Raw genomic sequence first — 22,842 nt, 5'->3', positions numbered from 1 at the left:
CGCTGATCGTGTCGAGGTCTTGTCGGTACGCTGACCGAGTGCCTGACGACGACCGCGCCGGGAGCGCGCCGACCGTGATCGGTGTGCTCGGACCGGTGACGATCGACGGCCGTGAGGTGCCCGGCCAACGTGCCCGGCGGTTGCTCGTGGCCCTGACGCTGGCCGAGGGCCGAGCGGTGCCGGCCGCCCGCCTGATCGACGAGGTGTGGGGCGATCAGCCGCCCAAATCGCCGGGTCCGGCTCTGCACACGCAGGTCTCCCGCCTGCGCGGGCTGCTCGGCGGCGCGAGTCTGGACGGCACCGGAAGCCGGTACCGGCTCACCGGCGTGGTCACCGATCTGGAGCGGGCCCGGCGACTGGCCGCGGCCGGTCGGCCGGATGCCGCGCTCGCTCTCTGGCGCGGCACGCCCGGCGACGACCTCGGCGGGGGCGACCTCGCGCGCGAACTCGCCGACCTGGCCGACGGGGTGCGCCGGCGGATCGACGAGGCGGCGGCGGAGGCCGCACTCGCGACCGGTGACTACGCCGTCGCCGAAGAACTCGCCAGAGAACGGGTGAACGCCGATCGGCTCGACGAACCCGGCTATCTGCTGCTGATGCGTGCGCTGGCCGGCCGCGGACGCCGGAACGAGGCGCTCGCGGTGTTCGCCCGGCTCCGGCGCACCCTGGCCGAAGAACTGGGCGTCGACCCCGGACCGGAGGCGACGGCACTGAACGCGGACCTGCTGGCCGCGCAGCCGCCGACCGTGGCCGTGCCGCGGCGCAGGCCGACCGGCGCGCGGGTGGGACTGCGCGAGGACGGCAACGTGCTGATCGGGCGGGCCGACGACCTCGCCGCGCTGGAGAGCCTGCTGTCCGATCGGAGGGTGGTGACCGTGCAGGGGCCGGGCGGCGTCGGGAAGACGAGGATCGCCAATGCGGTCGGCCGTCGCCTGAGCGAGCGCGGGACCGCCGTGTACTTCGTCCCGCTCGCCGCCGTCCGCAACGGTGACGACGTGGTCGCGGCGGTGGCCGCGACCCTCGGCGTCGGTGAGTCGGAGCTCGGCAGCAATGCCCGGCCGCGCGTCGTGTCCGGCAGTTTGTCGGACCGGTTGACCGACGCGCTGCGCGGTGGTGAGTCGGTCCTGATCCTGGACAACTGTGAGCAGGTGATCGACGCGTGCGCGGCACTGGTCGACTCGCTGATCGCCGCGGAGCCGGGTGTGCGTGTGCTCACCACGAGCCGGTCTCCGCTGCTGATTCCGGCCGAGCAGGTGTATCAGCTCCCCGTGCTCGGCGTCGCCGGCGATCGTTCTCCGGCCGCCGAACTGTTCGCCCTGCGCGCTCGTGCGGTACGCCCCGACGTGGAGCTCGAACCCTCGACCGTCGCGGCACTCTGCGAACATCTCGACGGGCTGCCGCTCGCGATCGAGCTCGCCGCGGCGCGTGTGCGGACCATGAGCGTGGAGGACATCGCCGAGCGCATCGCCGAACGGTTCGAGCTGCTCCGCTCCACCGACCGGACGGCACCGGACCGCCACCGCACGCTGTATGCCGTCATCGACTGGAGCTGGGAACTGCTGGACCCGGGCGCCCGTGCGGCTCTGGCGCGGCTGTGCCTGTTCCCCGGCGGATTCTCACGCGAGGCCGCGGCAGTGGTCACCGGGACCAGCGGCATCGCGCTCGACGACGCATTGGCCTCGCTCGCCGACCAGTCACTTCTGCAGGTGGACGACGCCGGCGGTCGCGCCCGGTTCCGGATGCTCGAGATGGTCCGTGAGTTCGGTGAGCAGCGACTCACCGAGACGGGAGCGACGGGCGAGGTGGTCGACGCGATGCAGCGGTGGGCCCGCGAGCTCTGCCGCGACATCCGCGCCCGATACGACGTCGAGGCCGATCGCGACCTGGCGGCCGAAGTGGACCGCGAGGCCGACAATCTCGTCTGGGTGCTGCGGCGGGCCGTGGAACTCGGCGCGCCCGCGTGGCCGACGATCGTCACGGTGTTCCCGGTGCTGAGCGCATTCTGGTCGAGCCGCGGGCTGCATCAGGAGGTGCAGTCGTGGGGTGAGCGGATCGTCGACGCGTTGCCTGTGCCGCCGTTCGATCTCGACGACGCCGAGCGCGAAGCATGGCAGGTGACGCTGATCGCCGCGGCCCTGCACTTCATTCCGCGCCGGCGTCAGCGGTCGACGGCCCGAGTCCGCACTCGGCTGCGTCGGCTGCATCGCCCGGAGCACACATTCGACGATCCCGCGGAGTTCCTCTCGGCGCTGCTGATGAGCCGCACCATGATCGAGGTGTACCGGACGATCGTGCGCGGCTCTGCTCCCGGCCACGCGGCGGTGGTGCGCGCCATCGCCCTGACCCTGCTGCTCAATATGAAGGAGAACGGCGGAGACCTGGTCGGTGCGCTGCGGATCAGCGCTCAGCTCACGGAGTTCCCCGCTCGGCCGGACTCGTTCGCCGCGGCGATGGTGGACATGAGCACTGCGAGTCTCTACAGCCAGCAGGGTCTGTGGCGCGAGGGTCTGCGCCTGTACGAAGGCAGTCTCAGACGCTTCCGCGAACTCGGAGCCCAGGACGACGCCCAGCAGGTGGGCGCGTACGTCGTCGCGGCGTTACTGCAGCTCGGGGAGTTCGATCGGGCGCGCGGGCAACTCGACGCCATCGCGCACGGCTGGGAGCCGGGCGCCCCGACGCCGCAGGGCGACCCCGAGGCCGTCGCGGTGATGATGCTCGCGACTGCCGAGTACCGGCGGATGACGGGCGACCGATCGCGGTCGGCATATGAGGAGGCGGGTGATGTGCTGCTCGCGGGGCACCCGCTGGCCACCCGCGATCCCGGTGCGGTGATGACGCTCAGCGCGGTGGCCGCGGGATTGATAGAGATCGGAGCCTGCGAGGCCGCAGAACGCTACGTCGCGCCCCTCGCGGACTCGCTCGGCGCCACCATCGCCGAACTCGGATGGTACGACCTTCCGCAGACAGGAAACGTGGCGCTGGTGAGCGGCGCACTGCGGTGCGCACTGCGGCCCGGCGACGAACGCGGGGTGGCACTGCTGGTGCTCGCCGAGCGGCTGCACGCACGACGCGACTATCCCGCGATGCAGGAGTTGATGGAACGCCGGCGCGAGGTGTCGGGCGCCGCCGACGAGGTGTGGGATCGTGCCCGGGCGCGATTAGGCGGTCTGGGACGCCAAGCGGCCCTCGCCGAGACCGTGAAGATCCTCGGCGAGGGCCGCGACTGACGGCTGTTCGATCGGCTCAGCGCGCGTTGCGGATGTATGCCCGCACGGCCAGCGGGGCGAACACCGCGGTGATGACCGCGGCACCGATCAGGCTCCACAGCACATGCGAACCGACGTGCCCGTCGTTGCACATCTCGCGGACCGCCGTCACCAGGTGGCTCACTGGATTGACATTGACGAATCCCTGCAGCCAGCCCGGCATGGTCTCCACCGGCACGAACGCGTTCGACATGAAGGTCAGCGGGAACATGATCAGCATCGACACGCCCTGCACGGCCGACGCCTTCTTCACCAGGCAGCCCATCAAGGCGAAGATCCACGACACCGCGAAGCTGCACACCAGAACCAGCAGGGTGGAGCCGAGGACGCCGAGGGCGTCGGGTCGCCAGCCCATCGCGATGCCTACCGCGAACGTGATGACGGTGGCGATGAGATACCGGACGACGTCGGCGAGCAGTGCGCCGGCGAGGGGACTGATCCGCGCGATCGGCAGCGATCGGAAGCGGTCGAAGACGCCCTTGTTCATGTCTTCGCGGAGCTGCGTGCCGGTGACGATCGACGTCACGATCACAGTCTGCACCAGGATTCCCGGAATGATGACCGGGAGGTAGCTCTTGGTGTCGCCGCTGATCGCGCCGCCGAATATGTAGGTGAACATCAACGTGAAGATGATCGGTTGCAGCACCACGTCGAAGAACTGCTCCGGATTGCGGAGCATCTTGATGATGCTGCGGCGGGCCAGGGAGAACGACTGGCTCACGGTCTCGCCGAAGCCGATGGAGCGCTTCGCCTGCGTCCGGACCTGTTCGATGCTGATCGCGGTCCGGGGAGAGGGAGGGGTCAGGGTGGTGGTCATCGGAGTGCCTCCTCGGCGTCGGTTTCGGTGCGCGGGTCGGACTCATCGGATTCGGAGTGCCCGGTGATCGTGAGGAAGACCTCGTCGAGGGTGGGCTTGGAGACGGTGATCTCGTCGATCTCGATCTGCTCGTCGCGCAGGGCGAGCAGGACGTCGGGCACGCGGTCGGGATGGTGCAGTGACACGGTGATGCGACCGGCCTCGGGGCTGAGGGTCGCGGACTCGCCGAGGACCCGCTCGGCGAGTCGGGCCACGTGCGCGGCGTCGTCACGATCGGCCGGCGTGAGCATCAGGGTGCTCGAGCCGATGGACTGCTTGAGTTCGTCCGCGGTTCCGTCGGCGATCACCAGACCGCGGTCGATGACGGCGATCCGATCGGCGAGCTGATCGGCCTCGTCGAGGTACTGCGTGGTGAGCAGGACCGTGGAACCCTGTGCGACGAGCTTGCGGATGGTCTCCCACATCTGCGCGCGCGTGCGCGGATCCAGTCCGGTGGTCGGCTCGTCCAGGAACAGCAGCGGTGGAGTGTCGATCAGGGACGCCGCGAGGTCCAGACGCCGGCGCATGCCGCCGGAGAAGTCGCTCAGCGGACGGTTCGCGGCCTCCTCCAGTGAGAAGTCGGCGAGCAGTTCCTCGGCACGGCTGCGCGCCTGAGCCTTCGACTTGCCGAGAAGCCGGGCGAACAGCGTAAGGTTCTGCGCTGCGGTCAGGTCTTCGTCGACCGACGCGTATTGACCGGTGACGCCGATCAGCGACCGCACCGCGACCGGATCCTCGACCACGTCGTAGCCGAAGATCCGGCCGTATCCGGCGTCGGGCTTCAGGAGGGTCGCCAGCATGCTGACGGTGGTGGTCTTGCCCGCACCGTTGGGACCGAGGACCCCGTAGACCGTGCCTGCGGGCACCGCGAGGTCGACGCCGTTGACGGCTTTCGTCGACCCGAAGTGCTTGACCAGACCTCGGGCGTCGATGGCGAGATCGGAGTCACGCCCGGTTGAAGCGCTCGACCGGGGGAGCGTTGAGGAGTATGTGTTCATGCCGGAAACCATGCGCCCGTGCGCTTTCACGGCGCTGTCGTCGGCTTACACCGATCGCGCGCCGCTTACGCGGCCTCCGATTCGGGCACGCCGAGCAGCGGTTGCACCCGTGCCGGGATGGAGTACCCGGACTGCCACGGGTACCGGCCGTCGTCGTCGGGCCAGACGAGTTGTATCGCATCGAACCGGGCGCCGTAGACGACCCGCGTGAGCCGCAGAGCTCCGGCGTCGATGACGTCGATCGCACGGAACCGGACCGGGCGGCGCAACCGCGCGGGTACGTCGGACCCCGGGCCGAAGCCAGGGTCGGCGACCACCGCCCGTGCCGCGTGGTCGAGCAGGATCCCGGCGAGATCCGGCGGGAGCCCGGTCATCACCAGTTCCGGGCGTCCGTGCTCGGTCAGCCCGGTGGTGTAGGTCAGGGGCGGGTTGGCGGCGTCACCGAGCACGCCGGTCACCGACCAGCGTCCCTCCGCGATGAGCGCGAGGGCGTCGCCGACCAGATCGTCCGCGCCGTCGCACCGTGGGTCGAACTCACACATGACATCCTCCTGACCGATTCGATCATTTGTTCGATTGGTGGTGTCACTGTACGACGCGGGTCCGACAGAAGTCGGCTTCAAGAGAAAGCGGCGAGGTGCGCCGGGCGAGTCGCGCCCGGCCGACCCCGTTCGGGCGCGGCGCCTAGACTGGGTGCGTGCCAGGCCGAATCCCCGATCGCGACATCGCCGCGATCCGTGAGCAGACGCGCATCGAAGACGTGGTCGGAGACTATGTCACGCTGCGCAGGGCCGGCGCGGACCGCATGACCGGGTTGTGCCCGTTCCACGATGAGAAGACACCGTCGTTCCACGTCCGGCCTCATCACGGGCACTTCCACTGCTTCGGGTGCGGCGAGGGCGGCGACGTCTACACGTTCCTGCAGAAGCAGGAGCACGTCAGTTTCGTCGAAGCCGTCGAACAGCTGGCGGACCGGATCGGTTACACCATCAACTACGAGGGCGGCGGCACCGCGATCAAGCGCGACCGCGGCACGCGCGCCCGGCTCGTGGCCGCCAACGCGGCGGCGCAGCAGTTCTACGCCGAACAGCTCGCGACGCCCGAGGCGCAGGTGGCGCGCGACTTCCTCACCGAACGCGGCTTCGACGGCACTGCGGCGGCGCATTTCGGCTGCGGGTACGCCCCCGCCGGGTGGGACACGATGACGAAGGCCCTGCTGAAGCTCGGCTTCCAGTTCTCCGAGCTGGAAGCCGCCGGGCTGTCGAAGCAGGGCCGCAAAGGGCCCATCGATCGGTTCCATCGGCGTCTGCTGTGGCCCATCCGCAATCTCGGCGGCGATGTCATCGGGTTCGGCGCGCGCAAGCTCTTCGACGACGACAACCTCGGCAAGTACATGAACACGCCCGAGACCATGCTGTACAAGAAGTCGCAGGTGCTGTTCGGACTCGACCTGGCCAAGCGTGACATCGCCAAGGGCCACCAGGTCGTGATCGTCGAGGGCTACACCGACGTCATGGCGATGCACATGGCCGGTGTCACCACGGCCGTGGCCTCTTGCGGCACGGCGTTCGGAGAGGACCATCTGGCACTGATCCGCCGGCTGATGATGGACGACTCGTACTTCCGCGGCGAGGTGATCTACACCTTCGACGGCGACGACGCCGGTCAGGCCGCGGCGCTGAAGGCCTTCGAGGGGGAGCAGTCCATCGCCGGTCAGACCTTCGTGGCCGTCGCGCCCGACGGTATGGATCCGTGCGAGCTCCGACAGTCTGCCGGCGATCCGGCGTTGCGTGATCTCATCGCCCGGCGCATCCCGATGTTCCAGTTCGCGATCAAGTCGTTGATCGCCCAGCAGAACCTCGACACCGCGGAGGGCCGCGTGGCGGCCCTGCGGGAGACGGTGCCGGTGGTGGCGAGGATCCGCGACGTCGCGCTGCGGGACGAATACGCGCGCCAGCTCGCCGGGTGGGTCGGCTGGGACGATGTGGCCCAGGTTCTCTCGCGCGTGCGCGCCGAGGCCAAGCGACACGGTGGCCGGCGCGGCGCGAACGCGCGGCAGCGGAACTCGCGCACCCGGCCCGAGGCGATGTCGCCGCCGCCGACCGCGCGACCGCTGCCGAACGACCCGCGGCTCTGGCACCAGCGCGAAGCGCTCAAGGCGGCGCTTCAGTATCCCGCCATCGCGGGCACGGTCTTCGATTCCCTGCCCGGCGAGTGCTTCACCGATCCCTCGTACCTGGCTGTCCGCGAGGCGATCGCGGCGGCCGGGGGAGCGGCGAGCGGTCTCGGCGGCGCCGCCTGGGTGGACGCCGTCCATCACGGCGTGATCGACGACCCCGCGGTGGCTCCGCTCGTCACCGAGCTGGCGGTGGAGCCGCTCCCGGTCGAGGACGACCGTGTGCCGCAGTACATCTCGAGCGTCCTGGCGCGGTCGCAGGAGATCTGGGTCGGCTCTCAGATCGCCGACATCAAATCGAAGCTGCGCCGGATGTCGCCCGCCGGGGACCCCGACGGCTACAACGCGCTCTTCGGCGACCTCGTGGCGCTCGAAGCGTACCGGCGCAGTCTGCTCGAGCAGGCCTTCGACGCCGGAGCGGACGCGGTCTGAGCGGTTCGGCGGCGGTGTCCATCGGCGGGTTCTCCCCAGCATCGTCTGCGGTGCGTCGTAAGGTGATTCTCTGCTGACGGACGCCCTCGTCCCGGCGGAAAGGGTAAGCGCATGACGCAGGTGATGAGGAGCTCGGTGCGCGAGCTGACGACTCGCGGCGTGATCCTCGGTGGTCTCATCACCCTGGTCTTCACCGCGGCCAACGTCTACCTCGGACTCAAGGTCGGTCTCACGTTCGCCACAGCGATTCCGGCGGCGGTCATCTCGATGTCGGTACTGCGCTATTTCCGCGATCACACGATCGTGGAGAACAACATCGTGCAGACCATCGCGTCGGCGGCGGGCACGCTCTCGGCCATCATCTTCGTCCTGCCCGGCCTCATCATGATCGGCTGGTGGACCGGCTTTCCGTACTGGATGACCGTCGCGGTCTGCGCGATCGGCGGCATCCTCGGCGTCATGTACTCGATCCCGCTGCGGCGCGCGCTCGTCACCGGCTCTGATCTGCCGTATCCCGAGGGAGTGGCGGCCGCGGAGGTCCTGAAGGTCGGCGACTCGTCCGGGCGCGACCCCGACGCCGTCGACCCCAACCGCGGCGGTATGCGAGCGATCGTTCTCGGTGCGGTGGGCGCCGCGTTCTTCTCCCTGCTCGGTTCGCTGAAGCTGATCGCCTCCGAGGTCGCGGTCGCGTTCCGTGTCGGCTCGGGCGCGACGATGGTGGGTGCCAGCCTGTCGATGGCGCTGATCGGCGTCGGCCACCTGGTCGGCATCGGGGTCGGTATCGCGATGCTCGTCGGCCTGGTGATCTCTTTCTTCGTCATCCTTCCGACGCGGACATGGGACGCCATTCCCTCCGGCGATCTGCTCGACGGTGTGAACAGCGTCTTCAGCGCCGACGTGCGGATGGTGGGAGCCGGCGCGATCGCGGTCGCGGCCGTGTGGACGCTGCTGACCGTCATCGGCCCGATCCTGCGCGGCATCGTGGCGGCCGCGGCCAGCGCACGCAAGCGCAGGTCGGGCGAGAGCGTCGACGTGACCGAACGCGACATCCCGATCCAGTACGTCGGCCTGACGATCATCGTCGCGCTCATCCCGATCGGATGGCTGCTCTGGGACTTCATGAAGGGGACCGCGCTGGTCGGGAGTGCCACCGGCATCCTGATCGTCACGATCATCTTCGTCTTCGTGATCGGCCTCGTCGTGGCCGCCGTGTGCGGATACATGGCGGGCCTGATCGGATCGTCGAACAGCCCGATCTCCGGTGTCGGCGTGCTGGTGGTCCTGTGCGCGGCACTGCTGATCAAGGTGACGCACGGCCCCGCCGACAGCACGAGTCAGACCGAGGCGCTCATCGCGTACACGCTGTTCACCTCGTCGGTGGTGTTCGGTGTCGCGACCATCTCCAACGACAACCTGCAGGATCTCAAGACCGGTCAACTCGTCGGCGCCACGCCGTGGAAGCAGCAGGTCGCGCTCATCATCGGCGTGCTCTTCGGATCCGCCGTGATCCCGCCGATCCTGGGACTGATGAACAACGCCTTCGGTTTCCAGGGCGCCCCGAACGCCACGGAGAACGCCCTGGCCGCCCCGCAGGCCGCACTGCTCTCGACACTGGCGAAGGGCGTCTTCGGCGGCGACCTCAACTGGGCCCTGATCGGCCTCGGCGCGGCGATCGGCGCCGGCGTCATCGTGGTCGACGAGGTGCTCAAGAGGACCACCTCGAACCTCAAGCTGCCACCGCTGGCCGTCGGTATGGGCATGTACCTGCCGATGTCGCTCACGCTCATCATTCCGATCGGTGCCTTCATCGGTCTGGCGTACGACAAGTGGGCGCTGCGCGACCCGATCGGCGGCGAACGGAAGAAGCGGCTCGGCGTGCTCCTCGCGACCGGCCTGATCGTCGGCGAGAGCCTCTACGGCGTCGTCTTCGCCGGCATCGTCGCCGGCACCGGAGACGACTCGCCGCTGGCGATCGTCGGCGACGGACTCGGCAACTGGATGCAGGTGATCGGCGTCGTGGTATTCGCCGTGATGCTCACGGCGATGTACAGCTACGTGAAGCGGATCGGTTCCGACGACGGGCCCGCCGCCACTGCGGTGCAGACCAAGAAGTAGGCGGAGGGTAATCTCTGTCCTCGGGCCGATTCGGCTCAGGGGCGATAGCTCAGTCGGTTAGAGCCGCTGACTCATAATCAGCTGGTCGCGGGTTCGAGCCCCGCTCGCCCCACGAATAGACGCAGGTCAAGGCGCTTTTTTGACGATCTGGCCTGCGTCTTTGATTCTAGGCAATCACAGGCAGTCACATCTTCTCCGAAACTCGTCCCGTGAGCATCGCTCCGGCGGCCTTCAGCGCTTCATCTTGTGAGTGCGTGTAGGTCGCCATCGTGAACGCCGCCGACGAGTGCCCGAGCCAGGCCGCGATTACCGTGATCGGGACACCGCGCAGGTGCATCAGGGTCCCGCAGGTGTGGCGCGCGTCGTGCAATCGCACGCGTCCGATGTCGAGGTCGGCGAGCATGGCGCGCCAGTCACGGCTCAACTTGTCCGGGTGATAGGCGGCCCCGAGCTCATCGCACGCGACGTAAGCGCCGCTCTCGTACTTCGCGCCCGCAGCGAGCCGTTCGGCGCGCTGGTTTCGCCGTGCTCGTTTCAGCACGGCGACGACGTCGTCGGGGAGAGGGAGCGTGCGCCGTGACTGCTTGGACTTTGGCGTTGACACTTGTACGTCCTTACCCACGGCGACACGGGTCTCGACGATGCTGATGGTCTTGCCGTCCAGGTCGACGTTCTCCCATCGCAGACCTGCTATCTCGCCCCGCCTCAGACCGTGCAGCGCCAGTGTCCACAGGTGCTGATCGCGGCACTTGTGATCGAGGACAGTCAGCATCTGTGCGTGCGTGAGGGTCTTAGCGGTCTGCGCGTCCTTCTCCATCGGTCGGATATCGGCGGCAACGTTCCGGACGACCCTGCCCTGTCGTTTCTCCGATTCGAGGACGGCCTTCGTGAGCGTCAGCAGCAAGTTGCAGCTGCGTGCCTTCCACACCTTACGTCCGGGCGATTCCCCGGCCCGTAGTCGTCGCACAGTGCGGACGACGTCCGCTTCGCTGAGCTTTTGCAGGGGCACGTCGCCGCGTTCGTCGGCTAGGGCTTGGAGCACGACCGTGTACGAGGCGAGGGTCGTCGGCTGGACTTGTCGAGTATCGAGCCAATCCGTGACTGCCTGTCGGACTGTGGTTGACGATGCCGCGACATAGGTACCTTTGGCTACCTCAGCTTGGGTCTCCGCGAGGAAGGTGCGGGCGTCGCGTTCGGTATGGAAGGTCTTGCGCACCTGCTTACGGGGCACGCCGGGAGGTGCGGTGTCGACGACGACCACGTAGCGGCGTACCTGCTTGTTGGTCCGTCGATCTTTGACGTACTTCAGTGTGATCTGGGGTGGGAGTTGCTGTCTTGCCATGTGCCGAGTGTTGCACCGATTGACGACATCGTTCGTGTAGAGCTGCCGGGCAGTGCCGGGCTACAGCGGCGAACAACTCCTCAGGCCACCAGCAAGTGCATCACGATTAGATAACGATAGGACTTCGTATAACGGACTTAGAGGCCGCAAAAGGTGTGTGAACTTATGTTCGATTCTAATCGTTTTGGACGTCGGAACCCGCCCCACTGCGATGTCCAAAACCTGAGTCTGAGAAAGAACTCTTGGGCATGCGTCAGGGACGTAACACGCTGTGTGTCAGGCGGATTCGATGCCTTTGGTTCGTCGGCCGAGGTGCCGCGTCGTGGCGTTGGCCTGCGATTTCAACTCCTTGACGGACGCTATCCGAGCCCGGAGTGTTGTTCACATGACCTCGCTAGACGCCCCGCCGATCCTCCTTGGAACACAGGCAGCCGCTGCAGCGCTTTCGATTCACGAACGCACTCTGCGACGGCTCGTCCGCGACGGCGTGATCCCGGTTGTCCGTGTTGGACGACGGGTGCTGTACCGACCCGCAGACCTTGAGCAGTGGGCGGCGTCAGCCGCCCAATGAAAGAAAACCCCGGCGCGCCAACGCCGGGGCCAACCGAATTTCGTTCCCACCAAAGGAAAAATTTCGATGATCTCGATGATAGCCGCGCAGCGGCCCGCATACCACCCCGGTTAGCCCGGAGTTGGTCGTTCTGGCGGGCCGCCCGACCGTAACCAGCGGCCCCACCACGCACCACCCACAGCGCCCGTACAGCGTCGCACGGTGGTTCCCAAGACGCTCCCCCGCGGACCGGTCCGGTACCCGCGGCGATGAAGCGTGGGCCCGGACAGGCGAAATCCGGGGCGAATTCGCCGGGCACTTTGGGGGGTCGGCCCACCGCCGCCACCCAAATCACACCGCATAGTTAGGAAACCCTAATGAGTTCTGAATCTGCTCTGATCGACCGAGCACGATCGCGGGGATTGCATGACCGTACCGCGACGTTCGTGCACCGCACCCACCCCCTGACCCTCCGGGCGTGGGTGTCCGGTGCCGCCGTCGTGCCGGACACCGAACGGCGAGGGCGACGGCATGTTGACCCGAGGCCGCCGAGCGGGTTCCGTGCCAAGTTTTGGACCGACGGCCGGTGCCGACTGTGTGGTGCGCCGACTGCGCCGGGACAGCGGCTGGTCGCCGTGGCGGACAGCGGACCCGCGGCGGACCGATACGCACACGCCCTGTGCGCGCGGGCGAAGCGTGCGGCCGATGGTGAGCGGCGTGATGCCGACGCCGAGGCAGCGCGGCTGCGACGCGACCGCCGTCGAGCCGGGCGGAGGCGGTCGTGACCGCCGTGCGGGTCCGACCGTCGGTCGGATGGTCGGCGCGGCGGCACTCCCTATTCGGTCGGCCGCTGGGCGGCCTCCCTCACCCGACCGGGGTTATGCCGTGCGAGCGTCGGCGGCCGGCCACTCCGCTGGCGCTCCGTGGACGGGCCGCCGACGCTGCACGGCATAACCGACCGGTCGGAACGCTCCCGCCCCGCAGCGGCACCACCCCGGCCATCGTCAGGATTTCATCTGACGCTCGGGCTGGGGCGGGACGGGAGAGCGAGCAATGCCCTACAGACGCCTCTCGCCACATCGCTCCGCTCGTGGCTCGACGCGCCTTCCGGGCTGCTCGCCCTCCGGTCGCCTCCACTCGCTGCGCTCGCTCCGACTCCCTACGGGGGGTGCGACGTGGACGCTAAGCGCGCCCACGCCGGGGCCGACGCTGCCGCGTCGGTGCGTCGGACGCGTCGCTTCCAGCTCCGCGTCACCGACGCCGAGCACGCCGCTCTTCGTGCGGCGATGGCGGGCGCGGGCCGTGCTGAACTGGCGACGTGGGCGCGCCTTGTACTGCTCCGTGAAGCACGATCGCCGCGTGATGCGTGCACCGAAGCCGCCACACCCGCACACGCTACTGACTCAGTCGAGGTCTTCGAACTGCGCCGCGCGGTGCGTGAACTGGTCCGCGTCGGCGTCAACCTGAACCAATGCACCCGCGCCCTGAACACCCCTGGTGGTGATCCGCAAGGTGAGTGGGCGAGATGGCTTGAACGTCATGCCGACACCATTGACGCGCACGCGGACGCTGTTCGAAACGCCGTCGAGGCACTGACGAACGCGGAGCGAGCGTGATCGCTAAGGCCAGTCGCGGCAGCAGTGCACGAGGTCTCGCACGGTACCTTCACGGGCCCGGACGGCGAAACGAACACACCTACAAGCGGAGGGGTAAGACATTCGCGGGCGGTGTCGTCATCGGGGGCTCAGTGACCGTGGAGCGCAGCGAATCCGGCGAGTGGGGACCAGCGCTCGACCGCGTCATCCGGCAGCGAGATAAGCTTGAGAAGGGTGTCTACCACCTGCCGATTCGCGCCGACGTCAACGACCGGACGCTCTCCGATGGAGAGTGGAGAGTCATCGCCGAACGCGTCATGGGCACGCTCGGCATCGGCGAAGACTACCCGTGGGTAGCTGTCAGGCACGCCGACGACCACATCCACATCGCGCTGTCGCGGGTGACTTTCGACGGCGCGCACGTCGCAAAACTGTCTTGGGACTACGCCAAGATCATGAAGGCGCTGCGGTCGATCGAGGTCGATCACGGACTCGCGACTGTTCCGATGCCCGGCCACAATCCCGACCGGCCGTCGATGCACGAGCGCGTCACCACGGCGGATTCGGCGCGCGCAATGCGCACGGGGGAGACTCCTCCGCGTACGAAGATCGCCGCGCTCGTGCGGGCCGCGCGCGACGCGTCAGCAGGCCTTGGCCGCGCAGCATTCGAGGCCGAACTCGACAGTCTCGGCGTCCAATACCGAGCCAACGAAGCCAAGACCGGCCGGATGAACGGGTACAGCATCGCGGCCGGAGTCGACGCAGATGGCGAACCGATCTGGCACGCCGCATCCAAACTCGCGCGCGACCTGTCGTGGTCGAAACTCGGGAAGACCCTGGAGCAGGGCACAGCTATCCAGGCTGATCAAGCCCGTGCGGCAGCCGATGCCCACGTAGATGAGACCGCTGCGGCCTGGCGGGCAGCTGCCGCACACGCCACCGAAACCAAACGCCAGCAAGCACTGCACGTCCACCCATCACCATCGACAACGGAGAAGGACACAACCATGACCGCACCCGACTCACACGACTTCCTCCAGGGCGTCCTCAACGAAATGACCAAGACCAAGGGCGAATCCCTCACGGGTGCCGTCACGGACGCATTCGCGCCGGACATTGAGGCGATCGACCAGACGGTCTCCGATGTACTCGGCGTCGAGTCGGCAAGAGAAGCGCGCGACCGCGACGCCGCCGACCGCGTGGCCGACGCCGCAGCTGAAGGCCGCAAGGGCGACGGACAGACCGTCGAAGCACCCGACACACCAGCCGAGTCCAAGGAGCACAGCTGGTTGAACGACCTCCGACGCGAGCAGCACGCCGCCCGCGAGGACATCGTCGGACACGAGTTGGACCAACCCGACGACGGCCTCAGCCTATAGCCGTCAACACCCTCACTCTGGGGCTGCGCCCAGACCCGCACCTCAAGGAAGTCCGCTGGGACCGGTCCACAGGTGCGGACCCAGCGTGGTCGGTGCGGTGGTGTGGTGGTCGCCTCCCATCGACAAACCCACGGCTACCACCTGCACGCGGGCGCCTACAAGGACGGCCAAGGCCGCCGCTACGCGGTCGCTCCGCGATCCCCTCCGGCACCCACGCCCAGGCGGTCGAGACGCCGCCGCCGACGGGAAGCGACCACCACACCACCACCCCTCATGAAGGCCAAGCATTCGACCCAGCCTGGCACCAAGCCAGCAACCAAGCCAGCAACCAAGCATCCAAACAAGCCGAGATGCCAGGAACGATCGGCGAGGAAGAACCGCAGATAAGGTCCCTGACCTGCAGTTATCCCTTGACGCAGCGAAGTTGAATAGTTACAATTAGTAACAAGAAAGAAACGCGAAACGTTACTTTACGAACTGAGAGGTTGACGCCATGCCGAAGCCGCCTACCAACACCGCGTCGATCGCCTCGGCGTTCGCAGAGTTGTCCGCGGAGGGTGTCGCCATCAGCGTCCGCGCCCTCCGCGAGCGCGCCCACGTCAGCACCAAAGCAGCCAGCGACTGGCTCGCCGCCAACCGGCCGAGCCGCGAAACGCCCCCAGCCCCGACCGAGGTGTTCAGTGGCATGGTCGACACCCTATGGAGCGCCGCCCTCATCGCCGCTCGCGACGAAGACGCCGACGCCCGCAACACCGAGCGCGCCGAACTCCTCGCCGCCGAGCGTGCCGCTCTTGACGACGCCGACACGGCGACCACCGAACGCGACGCCGCCGCCGCCCGCGCCGACCACGCAGAAGCTGAAGTCGCGACCCTCCGCGCCCAAGTCGACGACCTCCGCCGCCAGCTCGACGTCGAGGCCGGCCGCGCGCGTGCTGCCCTCGACGAAGCCGCCGCCGCCCGCCAGGCCGCGCACGCCTCCGAGCTCGCCCTCGCCGAAGCCCAAGCCACCGCGAGAGCTTTCCGCGAGGTCATCGCCGACCGCGACAAGGCCACCGCCCAAGCCAAGGCAGATGCCGAGGCCGCCGACAAGTAGGAGGAACCCGTGTTTAGCCACCCGACGCACCCGAATCTCGGCGATCGTCGCAAAGCTGGGGTGCAATTCCGTCGAGAGGCCAAGGCGCGCGGTGAAACTGAGAACACCCGCCTGCACGACTCAGCGACTGTCTGGTTCGGCCAGAAGCTGGACGTTCTTCGGCAGCACCCAGCACGCTGGTGGGTCAATGATGATGGCCGCGGCCTGTCCCGTTTCGTTGATGTGCAGTTGCACGCGGAGGCTGTTCACCGTGCGCTCGCCTCATGGGCCTTCGAATTCGCCGCCTACGCAATTGCCGATGACCACGACCACCCGGTCCCGGAATTCGTCCCCTTCGTTCTGGACCCGGCCGTTCTGCGGGTGACGTGGGAGATCGACGCAGTGACCGACAATGTGGTCCTGGTCGCTGCGACCGCCGGAACTGGGGAGATCGCCCGCGTCCCGATCATCGGCACTCTTGCCGCCACCGAGGCGCTGATGGCCGAGCAGATTGACCAGCCGTTCACCATCGACGAGCACGAAGACAGCGAGTACGAACCTCAACGAAAACTGCGCAGCTCGACTGGGCGCCCGGACCTAACCAGGCACAGAGCTGCCGAAGCATGAAGGGCTGGAACCTGCGAGCAGTTCCAGCCCTTCTGTCTGGGCCCACATAGAAGGCAGGACCGAAGTATGTCGCACCGTGCCATTGGTGGTGCCGCCTGATCGCTTGAGTGTGGAATCGAGCGATCAGGCGGCACGGTGCGTAGGGGAGCGGGTGTGTTGGGTGCCGTTCCGCGCCTACGCGGTCCGGGTGTCAGCGATGCGGTCGACGACTGCTTCGCTTAGTGCAGGATCAGTTAGGAGCTGGGTATAGAGCGCCGTCGTGAGGTCTTGCGTCGATACTCGCGAGACGCCGAGCGTTTCGGCGGCCTCGGCCGCCCAATGTTTCAGCGCGGCGTTCAGATGCTGATCGACGCGCACAGTGTACGCAGCGGGTCTGGTGGTCATGCGGCGATGATGTCACGGCGTCAGATCGCGGCCTGCGTCTCGGCAAGCCACGCAGCCGTGCGGCCCCATCCGTTCGGTCGGTCCGCCTCGCCTCCCACGAACCCGAAGAGATCGAAAGCCCACCGTGCACACACCGACTCAGCATCTTCACCGAGGTCATCCATGACGTGCGTGTCGCGAAGCAGATAGGCGACCACAACGACGTAGCCCGTCGACCAGGCGGCGATGAACGATCCCCATCCCCGTTCGCGGACGAGGTGGCACCGTGCGATCAAATCCTCCCGCAATTCGACGAGATCCCCTGGCGATTTCGCGGGGATTCGCTGAGCCATGAATTCATCGAAAGTCACACATCGATGGTGAATGATGTGACGTCATGACGTCAATGGAAGAAATTGGAAATAGTGTGAGTTGGGCCACAATTGACACTTTAACTGCAAATTGCTTTCGGTCGAAATGGTGGAGTGGCGGGGAATTACGGCTGGTTCGATGACGACAAGGTTTACCTCACTCTTCGGATGTCAGCGGCGCTGCCTGCGTCTTCGCATTTCTTGATGCGCGAAATTCGAATGCTGTATTCATACCCACATATTAAATAGTGGGTGATTGATCGATCGATGAAGCCGATTCGCTGCTCCTTTACATGTGCCACCGTGGAACCTCTAATCGACGTTATGAAGGCGAATCACTTTGAACGCGAGCGTGCGGCAGCGCTCCGCGACACCACCAGCCGACACGACACGCTGCGCGGCCGATGGTCGGCGTGGGTGCGGTGGGCGCTCGAAGACCGTGTGCGTCGAGCGGACCTGGCTGCAGGCTTCGGCGGCTCGTCAGCGACACCGTCCAAGCCGCCGCCACGCCCGTGGCGGTCCAAGCCGCTCCGTGACGATCCCAAGCATCAAAACCGTCAAGCCGACCCGGACGGCATCGGCTGGGCTGCCGCTGCTGTGGCGCGGGGCGTCGGAAGAACTGTATTGACAGTGCTGCTGGTGCCAGGCCTGCTGATCGTCGGTTCCTGGTGGATTGTGGTGCCGCGTGTCGGTCCGGTGCGGCCCCGAATTCTCGCACTGGCAGGCATCGGACTCGCGATGGTTGCCGCTACCGCAGTAGCGCTCCTGAAGCCACTAGACGCGGTCGAGGCGGCCGCCACGCTGCCGTGGCTGTGGCTAGGCGTGTCGATGATCGCAGCGGCCTCGATCGCGCATGACGTCCTCGGTTGGCGGCCGCCGATCACCGGCAACACCGCGACGACGACGCCCGATAGCGCAGACGGCCCGCTGATCACCCTCGACGACCCTGACACTGACCACCCCGAGGCCGCATGAACAGCAGTGTGGGCGTGCGTCTCGACGACGCAGCTGCTGACCAGATCGACGCCCTGGCAACACGATTTGACCTCACGGCGGCGGCAACGGTCCGCGCCATCGTCGTCGGCGCACTCGCCGACCACACGCCGCCCGAATGGTTCACCAGCGAACGCGACCGCATCCGCCACACGCTCGCCGACCGTGGTCGCCGCGTCGCCGCCCACCGATGGAAGGACCGCACATGACCGCTGTCACAGACGCGCCGTACTGCGGGTTCCGGGCCGGCAAATACGCCGAAGCCGGGCCCCACGTGATCGTCAGCGGACCGACCGGCGTCGGCAAAACCTTTCGAGTGCTCGGACCGGCCGCCGGGCTCTGGCCCGGTCCCGCGATCGTCGTCAGTTCGAAGACCGATATAGCCGAGCTGACGATCCCGGCACGCCGGAAACGCGGTGCGCAACGCGTCCTCGACCTCGGCGGTCACGCTCACCTGCCGCGTGACGTGCAGCGCGTCCGCTACGACCCGACGACTGCCCTGGAGACCGCCGACGACGCCCTCGACCTCGCCGCGCTCCTGCTCAAGGTAGGGGGCATCGGCGCAGGCAGTGGCGGTGCTGACGCGTTCTGGTCGACACTCGCGACCCCGCCTCTGGCGGGCCTGCTGTGGGCGTGCAACGGCGCGGGTGGCATCGCCCGGGTCGCCGATGTCGTAGGGAACCTGGCCGCATGGGGCCCACTCGTCAAATCCCTTGCCGAAGATACCGAGCCGGGTGCATCCCGCCTCGGCGCCCAACTCAAAGCCGTCGCAGCGATGGAGGGTCGCATGCAATCGAGCGTCATCGCAACGATGACGCCTGCCGTTGCCGCGTGGATGCGGTCGAGCATCGCGCCCACGGACGCCGAGCCGCCGCTGGACCTCGACGCACTGACGGCCGGGACACTGCACGTCATCGCCCCTGGTGAGGGTGTCGCCGCGCCCGCTGCATGCGCGTTGCTGGCGCAGGTGGTGTGGAAGCATCGTCGGGCCGTCGAGGAGGGCGCGCCGCGTCCGGTGGTGCTCATCGTCGCGGACGAACTGGCGAACACCGCGCCGCTGCCGCACTTGCCGAAGTGGGTGACGGAGGCGCGTGGCCTCGGGGTGCGGATCATTGCGGCTGTGCAAGCGTTCTCCCAGCTCACCGCCAGATGGGGGCCCGATGAAGGTCGAGTCCTCCGTGAAGTATTCCCAACCGCGCTGGTTCTCACCGGGTCACCCGACACGGAACTGCTGGACCGTGCCGCAACGTACGCAGGGACTGTCGAGCGCGGCGAGGTCGCGATCCACGACGGTGGGCGCCAGCGCACACACACGGTCACAGAAGCCCAGGCCATCCGCCCCGAAGCCCTCGCAGCACCGGACTCCACCAAAGGGAGACTGCTCAACGGCGGTCGCGACGCTGGACTCGTGGACCTACCCACATGGACCCAACTCACTCAGAAAGGTACCTAGATCAACCATGAGCTGCCATCGCTGCACTCAGTACTACCCGGGCACGTACTGCGGTTTCTGCGGAAGCCGCAACAACGGCCCAGAGCCACGATTCGACCGAGACTGTCAGCGTTCGGATGCCGTCGCAGTCTGGGCTGATTGGTGCGGGCCTGGCGAAACTATTGGCCGCCAGGACCTTCCTATCCCGCGCGTTGCGCAAGTTCTAGGTGACCGTCGTTTTGTGAAGGCGATTCATGCGGTGCAGGAAGTCGAGGACGACGAGGCCCACCGCCTACTGTGCGACCTGATCCGGGCAGCAGCGCGGCCCCGGTGGTGGCAGTTCGGCCGACGCACAATCCGCTATTGATGTGGCACATGCTCCGCAGAGTGACTGTGGCAACGAATGACCTTGGCATTGGCCACGGCCAGTGGCCAAGCATTGGGATCCAGCTAGTGGCCAAGCATTGGGACCCAGCTAGTGGCCAAGCATTGGGACCCAGCTAGTGGCCAAGCATTGGGACCCAGCTAGTGGCCAAGCATTGGGACCCAGCCGGTGGCCAAGCATCGCACCCGGGCGGCGACCAAGCATCGCACCCGGCCGGTGACCACGTCACGAGCAACGGCGCAGCCGAGTGGGCTAGGCGTTCAATCTGATCAGCGGCTGAGCGCACCTGCGAGGGGACACTCCGCCCGACCGGCGGAGCGCTCGCTGCCGCAGGTCGCCCGCCACCGTTATTCGACGGTGTTCAGACGGTCCACGATCTTCATGGTTTCGACGGCGACCGTCGTGACGCGCTTGATGAGGTCGACGATGTATCGAGGATCTTCGTGTTCGTCGCACCAGTCGTTCGGATCATTGACGATGCCTGAAGCTTTGTCGGTCTTGACTTGGTAGCGGTCGATGATCCAGGCAAGCGCAGACCGCGACCCGAGCATGTAGCGCTCTGCGTCCTCTGGGATGCCAGTGATAGTGACGTTCTTGTTGTAGACGATGGTGGTGCGGTCCTCGACGCGCTTGCCTGTGTCGGGGGCCTTCTGCTTTCCCCAGCCGAGTTTGGCAACCCGCCAGGTTTTCGGGTCGTCGAGCGATGTACCTGCCTTTACTTCTACGTCGAGCGGGTACGGATCGACAGTCTCGTATCCAGTGTGTAGATCGGTGAGCTGTCGCCCCGCGGTGGAGATCCGGCCGAAGTGTTCACGACTGTCTGGCGTGGGGATGTGCGGAAGCATCTTCCGTAGGTCCGCGGCGTACGTCTGTCGATATGACGGGTCGTGGAGGAGCCCGTACACGTAGTAAAAGATGTCGTCCTTGGTCACGGTGTCGCCGAGCGCGTTGGCGTAGAGCGTCTGGATGGCGTCGGTGATGTTGTCGACACGCCGGTAGCCCCACTCGTCAACTGCGTCAGCGTCGGCATCGAAGTCAAGTTCCCCGTCGCGTGCCGCGACTGCTTCGTAGGTCCATCGCGAGAAGAACTGAGCCGTGTACGTGAAGAATGAAAGGTCCGGGAGGAAGTTCACTGCTGGCGCTGCGAACTCTGTGCCCTCCCGTGGTGCCATGACCAAGATTCCGGTGTTGGTGTGGTGCGGGGTTGGGAACATTGAGGCGAGTTGGTAGATCATGTCGTTAACGCGACGGTCGAAGTACACCCACTGCGGTGCAAATGGGCGATACATGCTCCGGTAGACGTATTTGTCACCCCAGCTGATCAGCGTGCTACGTGCTGCTTGATTGACCTGTTCCAGCTAACCTTCCCGACGCCCGTGCGTTCTGGGTGGGCGGCCAGGTACCGGGTGACATCCGGTTCCTTTGGGGTGGCAATGCCCTCTCTGGCGGCGTAATCGGAAAATTCGCGCTGTAATGTTGCGTATTGATCCAGCATAACCTCGACATTGGATGCGAGACTTTCGTGGTCCCACGCGTAACACCACGCATCACGACCAGTTTTCAGTCCCGATGAGAATGTGCGGAACACAGTGGTCTGGCCTGGTTGGGGTCGTTTGTCGCCGATCGCAGGCCAGGTGGAGAACTCTTCATTGCGCTGGTCGTCCCAGTCGCCGTGGGCGTTGGGGGTGATGGGGGTCCAGTCAATGGTGTCAAGATGTCCGTCGTTGATGATGGCGAGCTTCTCGTCACGGCTGAGGTAGTCGCCGATGTCCCGGTAGAGGAGTTCGAAGCTACCTGCGTGGGAGGGATTCTTGACGCCAATCCAGATCGCGATTGTGCTCCGGCTTCCGGAACCGAATACCTTCCCGCCCTCACGGTGCGAGAGTTCACCGGCTGTCCTTTGGTTTCCGCGCAGGTTGTAGACGTAGATGCGTGAGTACTCATCGGCGAGGCTGAGTCGGACTCCTGCTGCGGTGTTGCCGTTGATCCAGCCGCCGTTGGAGACGAAGGCGACGATGCCGGTGTCGCCGATGCGGTCGGTGGCCCAGCGGAAGGCGCGCAGGTAGGAGTCGTAGAGGCTGTTCTTGCTTCGTCCGATGGAGCGTTCAGCGTAGGTGGCTTTGATGCGCCCGTCGAGGGTCGGGTAGGAGACGTTGGCATTGAGGTCGTTCGCGCTGTCCTGGCCGACGGAGTAGGGCGGTTCCGTAGATGGTTTGAATGTGTTGTCGAGCGGAGGTTCTGAGGCTGCCAGCGCGCTGGACCGTCCACGGACTGTCAGTCGTTGCCGTACTCGGGTTCCCAGTAGTCTCCGACGTCCGTCGTTGCTTCGAAATCTGCTGGCAACCCCAGCGCCTCGATGAGTTCGTATGAGTCGAGAATGAGGTGACACTCGGTGCAACTGAAGTAGGCCGCACCAATGGTCAGGTCGACCCAGGCGTCGTAGTCGTCTTTCGAGACCTGCTCGTAGTGTGTTTCGGCATTGTCAACGTCCTTGCCCTCCACGAGTCCTGTTCCGTCACATGCCGGGCAACTCGCCGAGGCTGAGTATTGCAGCCTCGCGGGCAAATACTTCGTCTGTCGAACCCATTCATCGAGTTCCGCTGCTCGCATCTGGCCAGACTTGAACTGCCCGAGCCTCTGACGTGCGCGCTCGACGAGCATCTCCGCTCGGTGCTCGATGTTCTTCTTGTTCCGAATCAGATGACTCTCAACCTTGGACTCGTACTCGGAGCCGACGAAATCATCCAGGTCCTTGTCGCAAGCGTGGACGAGGATCCGCGCCTGTGCCCAATATCGCGGCCACCAGGCATCTGGCGGGATAGGCGCGAAGGAGGCCGCCGCACCGTGCAGGTACTCGTTGCGCGCATTGGCGATCGTTTGGGCCTCCTTT

At 66.5% G+C, this 22,842-nt stretch carries 18 protein-coding genes, 1 tRNA gene and 1 pseudogene; 12 read left to right on the top strand and 8 right to left on the bottom strand.

Annotated elements, in window-relative coordinates:
* Nucleotides 1-38 precede the first annotated feature (38 nt).
* Complete coding sequence (locus GSI01S_RS16770) at nt 39-3,227, top strand: ATP-binding protein (RefSeq protein ID WP_006897817.1); 3,189 nt, start codon at nt 39-41, stop codon at nt 3,225-3,227.
* 16 nt (nt 3,228-3,243) lie between these two features.
* On the opposite strand, the gene GSI01S_RS16765 is transcribed toward GSI01S_RS16770, so the two are convergent.
* From GSI01S_RS16765 to GSI01S_RS16755, 3 genes are all read right to left on the bottom strand, one after another.
* Nucleotides 3,244-4,083: an ABC transporter permease gene (locus tag GSI01S_RS16765; RefSeq protein WP_006897816.1), complete on the bottom strand. Its 840-nt coding sequence runs from the start codon at nt 4,081-4,083 to the stop codon at nt 3,244-3,246.
* Complete coding sequence (locus GSI01S_RS16760; RefSeq protein WP_051999696.1) at nt 4,080-5,120, bottom strand: ATP-binding cassette domain-containing protein; 1,041 nt, start codon at nt 5,118-5,120, stop codon at nt 4,080-4,082. The genes GSI01S_RS16765 and GSI01S_RS16760 overlap by 4 nt, the downstream gene beginning before the upstream one ends.
* Before the next feature lie 65 nt (nt 5,121-5,185).
* Nucleotides 5,186-5,662 carry a DUF4262 domain-containing protein gene (locus tag GSI01S_RS16755; protein ID WP_006897814.1) on the bottom strand — a complete coding sequence of 159 codons (477 nt, stop codon included), beginning with the start codon at nt 5,660-5,662 and terminating at the stop codon, nt 5,186-5,188.
* A 155-nt stretch (nt 5,663-5,817) separates the two neighbouring features.
* On the opposite strand from GSI01S_RS16755, the gene dnaG reads away from it, so the two are divergent.
* The 3 genes from dnaG (at nt 5,818) to GSI01S_RS16740 (ending at nt 9,955) form a co-directional block, all read left to right on the top strand.
* On the top strand, nt 5,818-7,728 hold the full coding sequence (gene dnaG, locus GSI01S_RS16750; RefSeq protein ID WP_006897813.1) for a DNA primase: 1,911 nt from the start codon (nt 5,818-5,820) through the stop codon (nt 7,726-7,728).
* Between the two features lie 111 nt (nt 7,729-7,839).
* Nucleotides 7,840-9,843, top strand: a complete 2,004-nt coding sequence (locus GSI01S_RS16745; RefSeq protein ID WP_006897812.1) for an OPT family oligopeptide transporter — start codon at nt 7,840-7,842, stop codon at nt 9,841-9,843.
* 38 nt (nt 9,844-9,881) lie between these two features.
* Nucleotides 9,882-9,955 (top strand) — tRNA-Ile (locus GSI01S_RS16740).
* A 72-nt stretch (nt 9,956-10,027) separates the two neighbouring features.
* Here GSI01S_RS16740 and GSI01S_RS16735 read toward each other — a convergent pair.
* The gene (locus GSI01S_RS16735) at nt 10,028-11,104 is read right to left on the bottom strand and encodes a site-specific integrase (protein ID WP_157225341.1); all 1,077 of its coding nucleotides are present in this window, start codon (nt 11,102-11,104) and stop codon (nt 10,028-10,030) included.
* Nucleotides 11,105-11,474: 370 nt separating this feature from the next.
* Between GSI01S_RS16735 and GSI01S_RS20710 the strand changes: the two genes are divergently transcribed.
* The 5 genes from GSI01S_RS20710 to GSI01S_RS16720 all read left to right on the top strand — a co-directional run bounded on the left by GSI01S_RS20710 (nt 11,475) and on the right by GSI01S_RS16720 (nt 16,408).
* The gene (locus GSI01S_RS20710; protein ID WP_081598148.1) at nt 11,475-11,756 is read left to right on the top strand and encodes a helix-turn-helix domain-containing protein; all 282 of its coding nucleotides are present in this window, start codon (nt 11,475-11,477) and stop codon (nt 11,754-11,756) included.
* 1,265 nt (nt 11,757-13,021) lie between these two features.
* The gene (gene mobC / locus GSI01S_RS20815; RefSeq protein WP_157225339.1) at nt 13,022-13,351 is read left to right on the top strand and encodes a plasmid mobilization relaxosome protein MobC; all 330 of its coding nucleotides are present in this window, start codon (nt 13,022-13,024) and stop codon (nt 13,349-13,351) included.
* A gap of 137 nt (nt 13,352-13,488) precedes the next feature.
* The gene (locus GSI01S_RS16730) at nt 13,489-14,709 is read left to right on the top strand and encodes a relaxase/mobilization nuclease domain-containing protein (RefSeq protein WP_157225338.1); all 1,221 of its coding nucleotides are present in this window, start codon (nt 13,489-13,491) and stop codon (nt 14,707-14,709) included.
* A 493-nt stretch (nt 14,710-15,202) separates the two neighbouring features.
* The gene (locus GSI01S_RS16725) at nt 15,203-15,802 is read left to right on the top strand and encodes a hypothetical protein (RefSeq protein ID WP_006897808.1); all 600 of its coding nucleotides are present in this window, start codon (nt 15,203-15,205) and stop codon (nt 15,800-15,802) included.
* A 9-nt stretch (nt 15,803-15,811) separates the two neighbouring features.
* Entirely contained in the window at nt 15,812-16,408 is a 597-nt protein-coding gene (locus GSI01S_RS16720; RefSeq protein ID WP_006897807.1) for a hypothetical protein, read from the top strand.
* A gap of 174 nt (nt 16,409-16,582) precedes the next feature.
* Here GSI01S_RS16720 and GSI01S_RS16715 read toward each other — a convergent pair whose 3' ends face one another.
* Both GSI01S_RS16715 and GSI01S_RS16710 read right to left on the bottom strand, forming a co-directional pair.
* Nucleotides 16,583-16,792: a hypothetical protein gene (locus GSI01S_RS16715; protein WP_006897806.1), complete on the bottom strand. Its 210-nt coding sequence runs from the start codon at nt 16,790-16,792 to the stop codon at nt 16,583-16,585.
* A gap of 20 nt (nt 16,793-16,812) precedes the next feature.
* Complete coding sequence (locus tag GSI01S_RS16710; protein WP_006897805.1) at nt 16,813-17,124, bottom strand: hypothetical protein; 312 nt, start codon at nt 17,122-17,124, stop codon at nt 16,813-16,815.
* A 285-nt stretch (nt 17,125-17,409) separates the two neighbouring features.
* Between GSI01S_RS16710 and GSI01S_RS16705 the strand changes: the two genes are divergently transcribed.
* Genes GSI01S_RS16705 through GSI01S_RS16695 form a run of 3 tightly spaced genes read left to right on the top strand, consistent with a single transcriptional unit; the run spans nt 17,410 to nt 19,588 of the window.
* Entirely contained in the window at nt 17,410-18,117 is a 708-nt protein-coding gene (locus GSI01S_RS16705; protein WP_006897804.1) for a hypothetical protein, read from the top strand.
* A gap of 8 nt (nt 18,118-18,125) precedes the next feature.
* Nucleotides 18,126-18,344: a hypothetical protein gene (locus GSI01S_RS20230; RefSeq protein ID WP_157225337.1), complete on the top strand. Its 219-nt coding sequence runs from the start codon at nt 18,126-18,128 to the stop codon at nt 18,342-18,344.
* The gene (locus GSI01S_RS16695) at nt 18,341-19,588 is read left to right on the top strand and encodes a type IV secretory system conjugative DNA transfer family protein (RefSeq protein ID WP_006897802.1); all 1,248 of its coding nucleotides are present in this window, start codon (nt 18,341-18,343) and stop codon (nt 19,586-19,588) included. The genes GSI01S_RS20230 and GSI01S_RS16695 overlap by 4 nt, the downstream gene beginning before the upstream one ends.
* A 711-nt stretch (nt 19,589-20,299) precedes the next feature.
* Here the strand turns inward: GSI01S_RS16695 and GSI01S_RS20580 are convergent.
* A pseudogene (locus tag GSI01S_RS20580) lies at nt 20,300-21,540 on the bottom strand (type ISP restriction/modification enzyme).
* 686 nt (nt 21,541-22,226) lie between these two features.
* The coding region (locus GSI01S_RS20575) for a hypothetical protein (RefSeq protein ID WP_006897796.1) at nt 22,227-22,842 on the bottom strand (616 nt) is incomplete at its 5' end.

It is taken from the genome of Gordonia sihwensis NBRC 108236, assembly GCF_000333035.1.
Classification (GTDB): domain Bacteria; phylum Actinomycetota; class Actinomycetes; order Mycobacteriales; family Mycobacteriaceae; genus Gordonia; species Gordonia sihwensis.
The sequence above is the reverse complement of the archived record's forward strand: the minus strand, read 5'-3'. Positions and strand labels throughout refer to the sequence as shown.

Coding starts and splice junctions, on each gene's coding strand:
- GSI01S_RS16765 (WP_006897816.1), bottom strand. CDS start 4,083: ATGACCACCACCCTGACCCCTCCCTCTCCCCGGACCGCGATCAGCATC.
- GSI01S_RS16760 (WP_051999696.1), bottom strand. CDS start 5,120: ATGAACACATACTCCTCAACGCTCCCCCGGTCGAGCGCTTCAACCGGG.
- GSI01S_RS16755 (WP_006897814.1), bottom strand. CDS start 5,662: ATGTGTGAGTTCGACCCACGGTGCGACGGCGCGGACGATCTGGTCGGC.
- GSI01S_RS16745 (WP_006897812.1), top strand. CDS start 7,840: ATGACGCAGGTGATGAGGAGCTCGGTGCGCGAGCTGACGACTCGCGGC.
- GSI01S_RS20710 (WP_081598148.1), top strand. CDS start 11,475: ATGCCTTTGGTTCGTCGGCCGAGGTGCCGCGTCGTGGCGTTGGCCTGC.
- mobC (WP_157225339.1), top strand. CDS start 13,022: ATGGCGGGCGCGGGCCGTGCTGAACTGGCGACGTGGGCGCGCCTTGTA.
- GSI01S_RS16725 (WP_006897808.1), top strand. CDS start 15,203: ATGCCGAAGCCGCCTACCAACACCGCGTCGATCGCCTCGGCGTTCGCA.
- GSI01S_RS16715 (WP_006897806.1), bottom strand. CDS start 16,792: ATGACCACCAGACCCGCTGCGTACACTGTGCGCGTCGATCAGCATCTG.
- GSI01S_RS16710 (WP_006897805.1), bottom strand. CDS start 17,124: ATGGCTCAGCGAATCCCCGCGAAATCGCCAGGGGATCTCGTCGAATTG.
- GSI01S_RS16705 (WP_006897804.1), top strand. CDS start 17,410: ATGAAGCCGATTCGCTGCTCCTTTACATGTGCCACCGTGGAACCTCTA.
- GSI01S_RS16695 (WP_006897802.1), top strand. CDS start 18,341: ATGACCGCTGTCACAGACGCGCCGTACTGCGGGTTCCGGGCCGGCAAA.